The sequence below is a fragment of the Sphaerisporangium melleum genome, assembly GCF_014646695.1.
GTDB classification, from domain to species: Bacteria; Actinomycetota; Actinomycetes; order Streptosporangiales; family Streptosporangiaceae; genus Sphaerisporangium; species Sphaerisporangium melleum.
In genome coordinates this window covers 112,953-118,855 of record NZ_BMNT01000026.1, presented here as the reverse complement: position 1 = coordinate 118,855, position 5,903 = coordinate 112,953, and the positions used below count along the sequence as shown (strand labels likewise).

The following is a 5,903-nucleotide window of genomic DNA, read 5'->3' as shown; positions in this document are numbered from 1 at the left end:
CTCGGCGTGGCCGGTGAGGCCGCTACAGACCTCCTCGTAGGTCGGGTTCGGGGTGTAGCCACCCTGGTAGCCGACCGAGGTGGAGACCACGCCGTGGGTCTGCCAGAACTTCCGCTCGGCGCCCCAGAAGCAGCCCAGGCCGAAGTCGGCGATCTCGGTCCCGTCCGGGTAGGGAGGGGCGAGCGGCGCGTCGAGGACCTCGTGCCGCGCGGGGACGGGCATCCGCTCCTCGCGGCCGGGGAGCGCCTCCTCCGGGGCCACCATCGAAGCCTTGTTCTTGCCGAAGAGCCAACCCATCGTGCACCTCCGTCGGAGATTCTTTGCAGACGTCCAAACCAGCGCGAGCGCCCGGTTGTTCCCTGGCGTAAGCAGTTCTTAAGATTTGGCGGCAAAGTTCCTTATTTGTGGTTAAGGACGGTCAGCAGCGAAGATGGGCTACATGCCTGATTCGCGCCGTGGTCTGCTGTACGGCATCGCCGCCTACACCATGTGGGGGCTGTTCCCCCTCTACTGGCCCCTGCTCAAGCCGTCCGGCGCCGTGGAGATCCTCGCGCACCGCATGGTGTGGTCGCTCGTCGCCGTGATCGCGGTGCTCGCCGTACGTCGCCACTGGTCGTGGATCCGCGAGCTCGCCCGGCAGCCGCGCAAGCTGCTCCTGCTCGCCCTGGCCGCGGTCGTGGTGTCGCTGAACTGGGGCGTCTACATCTACGCGGTGAACTCCGGGCATGTGGTGGAGAGCGCACTCGGGTACTTCATCAACCCCCTGGTGAGCGTGCTGTTCGGTGTGGTGCTGCTGGGGGAACGGCTGCGGCCGTGGCAGTGGGCCGCCGTAGGGCTCGGCGCGCTGGCCGTCGTGGTGCTGACCGTGGACTACGGCCGGCCGCCATGGGTCGCCCTGACGCTCGCGGCGAGCTTCGGCACCTACGGGCTGCTGAAGAAGGCGGCGAACGTCGGCGCGGCCGAGAGCCTGACCGTGGAGACGCTGGTGCTGCTGGCGCCCGCCCTGGCGTACCTGCTGGTCCTGCAGGCGCAGGGCGCCTCGACGTTCGGGACGGCCGGGCTTGGGCACGCCGCGCTCCTGGTGGGCGCCGGAGTGGTCACCGCGATCCCGTTGATGAGCTTCACCGCGGCCGCGATCAGGGTGCCGCTCACGGTCCTCGGACTTCTGCAGTACATCGCCCCCATCCTGCAGTTCCTGTGCGGCGTGCTGGTCGCCCACGAGACCATGCCGCCGAGCCGCTGGGCCGGGTTCGCGATCATCTGGCTGGCGCTGGCGGTGTTCAGCTGGGAGGGCTTGCGCCACGCCCGCCTGGTACGGCGGGCGGCCCGTCCGTCACCCGCGCTGGAGACCGTCTGACCGGCCCGTGCCCGGTACGTCTCGCGACGTAGCCCCGGCGGCGGACGCTACCTCCCCTGGGGTAGGGCGGACGATCCCGCCGGCGGACGACCGCGCCGATCCCCTCCGGCCACCATGGGCCGGGAAGCAAGGGGGTACACCATGACGGAGCGCCGTTTCCGGTTCGGGGTCGTCGCGGCGACGGCCCGGGACGCGGACGAATGGTGCGGCCTGGCCCGCCGCGCCGAGGAACTGGGCTACGCGACGTTCCTCACCCCGGACACGCTGGACACGTTGCCACCGCTGCTCGCGCTGAGTGCCGCGGCGGCGGCGACGAGCACGATCCGGCTCGGCACGTTCGTCCTCTCGGTCGCCAACCGGCCGCCGCAGCAGGTCGCGTGGGAGGTGGGCGGCCTGGGTCTGCTGTCGGCCGGCCGCTTCGAGCTGGGGCTGGGCGCCGGCCGGCCGGATGCCGAGCGGGACGCGGCCAGGCTGGGCGTGCCGTTCGGGACCGCGGACCAGCGCATCAGGCGGCTGGAGGAGGTCGTCCGCCAGGTACGTGCGCGGCCCGGTCTGACACCGGGCCCGCGGGTGCTGATCGCCGCGAGCGGCCCGCGGATGCTCGGCGTGGCCGCGCGGCACGCCGAGACGGTCGCGCTCGGGCTGCCCGCCTCCACCACCGAGGACGGGCTCGCCGCCCCGGTGCACCTGCTGCGCGAGGCGGCCGGCGAGGGCTTCGACCGGCTGGAGCTCAGCGCCGGGCTGCACGTGGTCGGGGACGAGGTGCCGCCGTGGCTGGCCGAGCGGATGGGCCCGGACGTCCCGGCGGACTCGATCGCCGTGCTGCGCGGCTCGCCGCGACAGATGGCCGACCGGCTGCTACGGCGCAGGGACGCCCACCAGATCTCCTACGTCACGGTGAACGCCATGTACGCCGACCGGCTGGCCCCGGTCGTGGAACTGCTCGCCGGACGATAAAGCAGCGGCGCCCGCCCCGTCGCGACCGCCCGCACCGGACCGGGCCGGCCGCCGCCCGGCGGGGAGCCGTCAGCCGGAGCGTTCGGCGACGTAGTCGCAGAGGGCGAGCAGGGCGGCCCGGGCGGGGATGTCGGGGAGGGTGAGCAGGTCGGCGCGGGCCCGTCCGACCCAGGACATCAGCTCGGCGCGGGCATGGACCATGGCCTGGTTGGCGCGCAGCAGCTCGAGCGCCTCGGTGACGTCCTCGTCGGGGACCGGGCCGGAGAGCAGCTCGCGCAGCCGGGCGTCCCGCGGGTCGTCGGAGGCGAGCACGTACAGCACCGGCAGGGTGCGGATGCCCTCGCGCAGGTCGGTGCCGGGGGTCTTGCCGCTCTCGCCCGAGGTGGAGGCGACGTCCAGCAGGTCGTCGCCGAGCTGCCAGGCCACGCCGATGGCCTCGCACGCGCTGGTGACCCGCTCGACGACCTCCTCGGGCGCGCCGGCGAGCATGGCGCCGAACCGGCCGGAGGTGGCGATGAGCGAGCCGGTCTTGTCGGCCAGCACCTCGATGTAGTGGGTGACCGCGTCCACGCCGGGCCGGGGGCCGATGGTCTCGCGGATCTGGCCGCGCACCAGGCGGGAGAAGGTGCGGGCCTGGATGCGGACCAGCTCGGGGCCGAGGTCGGCGAGGATCTCCGAGGCCTGGGCGAAGAGGTAGTCGCCGGTGAGGATGGCGACCTTGTTGTCCCACAGGGCGTTGGCGGACGGCGAGCCGCGGCGCACTCTGGCCTCGTCCATGACGTCGTCGTGGTAGAGCGTGGCCAGGTGGGTCAGCTCGATGACCACCGCCCCCGGGACGACCCCGGGGGCGCTGGAGTCACCGAAATGCGATGCCAGCAGCACGATCATCGCGCGGAAGCGCTTGCCACCCGCGACGATGAGGTGCCTTCCCGCCTCCGCGACGAAGGCGTCCTCACTGTCGGCGGACGTGCGGAGGAGTTTCTCCACCGCGTCGAGGCCACTGGCGATGTCCGCTGCCAGCCCCTCGTCGATGAACGGCAGGTCGACTACGGGCGGCGCGGCCATCAAGCATTACTCCTAACGAACGAACAGCGATTGCGCGGCCGTGTGCGCGAGGTCGAGCACCGGCTGCGGGAAGACCCCGAGCACTACGGTAGCCGCCGCGGAAAGCGTGACCACAGCCGCGGTCCCCATGCTGGGGACGGCGATGGTCGGGCCCTCTGGCGCCGGGTCGCTGAAGAACATCAGCACGATCACCCGGACGTAGAAGAACGCGGCCATCGCGGAGGTCACCACACCCACGATGACCAGCTGAACCGCGCCACCCGCGACCGCCGCGGCGAACACGGCGTACTTCCCGAAGAATCCGGAGGTGAGCGGGATGCCGGCGAAGGCGAGCAGGAACAGCGCGAAGATGCCCGCGAGCAACGGGGAGCGCTTGCCGAGGCCCGCCCAGCGGGACAGGTGCCCGGCCTCGCCGCCGGGGTCGCGGACCATGGTGACGACCGCGAACGCGCCGACCGTGGCGAACCCGTAGGCGAGGAGGTAGAACAGGATGCCCGACAGGGCGTTGGCGTTCTGGGACTCCTTGCCGGTGGCGACGACCGCGGTGAGCAGGAAGCCGGTGTGCGCGATCGAGGAGTAGGCCAGCATCCGCTTGATGTCGGTCTGGGTGATCGCGAGCACGGCGCCGACGACCATCGTGAGGATGGCGACGCCCCACAGCACCGGGGTCCACTCGGCATCGAGGTCGCCGAGCGCGACCCAGAAGACCCGCAGCAGCGCGCCGAACGCCGCGATGAGGGTGCCGGAGGCCATGAGCGCGGTGATCGGCGTCGGCGAGCCCTGGTAGACGTCCGGCTTCCACGCCTGGAAGGGCGCGGCCCCGATCTTGAAGAGCAGGCCGACGCCGAGCGTGGCGGCGCCGATGAACAGCAGGGCGTCCTGACCGCCGACCGTGCTGAGCGCCGTGGCGATGGCCTTGAGGTCCACCGACCCGGCGAAGCCGTACAGCAGCGCGGTGCCGTACAGGAAGAACGCCGAGGAGAAGGCGCCGAGCAGGAAGTACTTCATGGCCGCCTCCTGCGAGAGCAGGCGGCGGCGCCGGGCCAGGCCGCACAGCAGGTACAGCGGCAGGGACATGACCTCCAGGGCCACGAACATGATCAGCAGGTCGTTCGCGGCGGGGAAGAGCATCATGCCGCCGACGGCGAACAGCACGAGCGGGTAGATCTCGGTGTGCGCGCCGCCCTGCGAGAGCGCCTGGTCCTCCTCGGCGCTGCCGGGGACGGCCGCGGCCTCGGCGACGAAGTGGTCGTCGTCGTTGATGAGCAGGACGCTCACGATGGCGAGCAGCAGGATGGCGCCCCAGATGAACAGGGACGGCCCGTCCACCGCGATGGCGCCCATCGCGGCGGCGGAGCGGACGCCGCGGACGCCCTGCCAGACGGTCAGCGCGAACGCGCCGACCATGGACAGGACGGTGATCGGCATCTGGATCGACTTGCGCAGGTAGCGGGGCGTGAACGCCTCGACCAGGACGCCGATCATCGCCGCGCCGAAGATGATGAGCATCGGCGCGAGCTCGCCGTACTCGATCGTGGGCGCGGTGATGGGTGCGGCGGTGAGCGTGCTCACTGGCCTGCCCCCTTCTTCTCAGCGGTGGCGGGTACGGCGGGGGTGAACTGCGGCGCCTGCACGCTGGTGAGGGTCTGGTGGACCGCCGGGTTGATCACGTCGAGCAGCGGCTTGGGGAAGAACCCGAAGCCGATGAGCAGCGCGAGCAGCGGGGCCACCACGACCTTCTCGCGGAGGTTCAGGTCGGGCAGGGTCTTGACCGACTCGGCGGTCGGCCCGGTCATCATCCGCTGGTACATCCACAGGATGTAGATGGCGGCGAGCACCATGCCGATCAGCGAGATGATCGCCGGGACGATGTAGCGCTCGTAGGTGCCGATCAGGACGAGGAACTCGCTGACGAAGGTCGACAGGCCCGGCAGCGACAGCGACGACAGACCGGCGATCAGGAAGGTGCCGGCCAGCACGGGGGCGACCTTCTGCACGCCGCCGTAGTCGGCGATGTACTGCGAGCCCCTGCGGTGGATCAGGAAGCCGGCCAGCAGGAACAGCGCCCCGGTGGAGAACCCGTGGTTCACCATGTACAGCGTGGCGCCCGAGCCGGCGTCGGCGGTCATCGCGAAGACGCCGAGGGTGATGAAGCCGAAGTGCGAGATCGACGTGTAGGCGATGAGCCGCTTCATGTCGGTCTGCCCGATGGCCACGATGGCGCCGTAGACGATGCCGATGACGCTCAGTGTGATCACCAGCGGGGTGAAGAACTTCGCGGCGTCGGGGAACAGCTCCAGGCAGAACCGCAGCATGCCGTAGGTGCCGACCTTGTCCAGGACGCCGACGAGCAGCACGGCCGCGCCGGCGGGCGCCTGGGCGGCGGCGTCGGGCAGCCAGGTGTGGAACGGCCACAGCGGCGCCTTGACGGCGAAGGCGATGAAGAAGCCGAGGAACAGCCACTTCTGGGTCGCGGGGTCCTTGATGACGCCGATGAGCTCGGGCTGCAGGAAGGTGCCCTTGT

6 protein-coding genes are annotated in these 5,903 nt (G+C 71.1%); 2 read left to right on the top strand and 4 right to left on the bottom strand.

The features are described from left to right. Window positions 1–297: peptide-methionine (S)-S-oxide reductase (locus IEY93_RS38510; RefSeq protein WP_229691382.1), on the bottom strand; the 297-nt coding region annotated here is incomplete at its 3' end. Window positions 298–439: 142 nt separating this feature from the next. Here IEY93_RS38510 and rarD point away from each other — a divergent pair. Together rarD and IEY93_RS23100 are read left to right on the top strand one after the other, a co-directional pair. Further along, on the top strand, window positions 440–1,357 hold the full coding sequence (rarD, locus tag IEY93_RS23105) for an EamA family transporter RarD (protein ID WP_189165198.1): 918 nt from the start codon (window positions 440–442) through the stop codon (window positions 1,355–1,357). 141 nt (window positions 1,358–1,498) lie between these two features. Further along, window positions 1,499–2,314, top strand: a complete 816-nt coding sequence (locus tag IEY93_RS23100; protein ID WP_189165197.1) for an LLM class flavin-dependent oxidoreductase — start codon at window positions 1,499–1,501, stop codon at window positions 2,312–2,314. Between the two features lie 69 nt (window positions 2,315–2,383). Here the strand turns inward: IEY93_RS23100 and IEY93_RS23095 are convergent, their stop codons facing one another. The 3 genes from IEY93_RS23095 to IEY93_RS38505 all read right to left on the bottom strand — a co-directional run. After that, on the bottom strand, window positions 2,384–3,379 hold the full coding sequence (locus IEY93_RS23095) for a polyprenyl synthetase family protein (protein ID WP_189165196.1): 996 nt from the start codon (window positions 3,377–3,379) through the stop codon (window positions 2,384–2,386). A gap of 12 nt (window positions 3,380–3,391) precedes the next feature. Further along, window positions 3,392–4,951 carry an NADH-quinone oxidoreductase subunit NuoN gene (nuoN, locus tag IEY93_RS23090; protein ID WP_189165195.1) on the bottom strand — a complete coding sequence of 520 codons (1,560 nt, stop codon included), beginning with the start codon at window positions 4,949–4,951 and terminating at the stop codon, window positions 3,392–3,394. Next, on the bottom strand, window positions 4,948–5,903 hold a 956-nt coding region (locus IEY93_RS38505), incomplete at its 5' end, for an NADH-quinone oxidoreductase subunit M (protein ID WP_229691381.1). The genes IEY93_RS38505 and nuoN, both read right to left, overlap by 4 nt.